Here is a 1238-nt window from a genome sequence, read left to right as displayed (position 1 = left end):
CGGGCCCGCGGCGCCGTCCGCCGTCCCCTCGGGCGCCCGGCCGGGCAGGGGCCGGTCGAGGGTCACCTCGAGCTCGAGGGCTCCTCGCCACGCCCTGCCTGTGGAAATCACGGTCCCGATCCGCCACGTCATCACACCGTGGAGGTTACCGCCCGATACCGTTGTCCTGATGTCCAGCGACCCGCCCCCCACCTCGTCCTCCGCCCCGGCCACGGGACTCAACCCCGCCGAGCGCCTCCTGAACCTCGTCATCGCGCTCGTGAACACGAACGCCGCCATGACCAAGCAACAGGTGCGCACCGCCGTGGCCGGCTACTCCGACGCGCCCAGCGACGAGGCGTTCGAGCGGATGTTCGAGCGGGACAAGGACATGCTGCGCGCCCTCGGCATCCCCGTGGTGACCGTCGGCACCGGCGGGCACACCGACGAGCTCGGCTACCGCATCGACCAGGACGCCTACGCGCTGCCGCCGATCGACCTCACGCCCGCCGAGCTCGGCGTGCTGTCCCTGGCCGCCCAGTTCTGGCAGGACAAGACGTTGCAGACCGACATCACGCGCGCCATGGTCAAGCTGCGGGCCGCGGGTGCGGGCGACCCGTCGGCCGACGCGCTGGCCGGGCTCGCGCCGTCCGTGCGTGCCGTCGGTGACGCCTACGGGCCCCTCATGGAAGCCATCGAGGCCCGCCGCGTCGTCACGTTCAGCTACCGCGCCGCCTACAACGGGGCCGTGCTCGTCCGGCACGTCGAACCGTGGCGCATCGCCGCCCGCGACGGCGGCTGGTACCTCATGTGCTTCGACCGCGACCGGCAGGCGCCCCGGGTGTTCCGCATGACCCGCATCGAGTCCCGCGTGCGCGTCACCGGACCGGCCGGCGCCTTCGAGGTCCCCGACTTCGAGACCGACGCCATGCTCGGCAAGACCCACGGCGAGATGCGGCAGGCCGTCGTCGCCGTCCGCCCCGAACGCGCCAGCGCGCTGCGCGCCCGCGCCAAGGCCGTGCCCGACGGCGAACGCACCACCTACGACGCACAGCTCACCACGACCGCCGGAGCCCTGGCCGGGGACCCCGCCGGGTGGGACATCCTCCAGGTGCCCTACCGGTCCCTGACCGGCATGGCGTCCGAGGCCGCCGGGTACGGCGCCGCGGTCGTCGTCCTGGAACCCGAGGCCGTCCGCGAGGAGACCGTCCGGCGCCTGCGGGCCGCCGCAGCGCTCGGCGACCCACCCGGGTCGCCCG

1 protein-coding gene is annotated in these 1238 nt (G+C 74.2%); it reads left to right on the top strand.

All coding sequences use genetic code 11. From position 1 onward, the window contains the following. Positions 1–169 precede the first annotated feature (169 nt). Positions 170–1238: helix-turn-helix transcriptional regulator (locus tag PROKR_RS09510; protein WP_084800348.1), on the top strand; the 1069-nt coding region annotated here is incomplete at its 3' end.

It is taken from the genome of Promicromonospora kroppenstedtii DSM 19349 (genome assembly GCF_000515355.1).
GTDB classification, from domain to species: Bacteria; Actinomycetota; Actinomycetes; order Actinomycetales; family Cellulomonadaceae; genus Promicromonospora; species Promicromonospora kroppenstedtii.
Note: the sequence above shows the minus strand (reverse complement) of the source record. Positions and strands in the feature narration are given on the sequence as shown.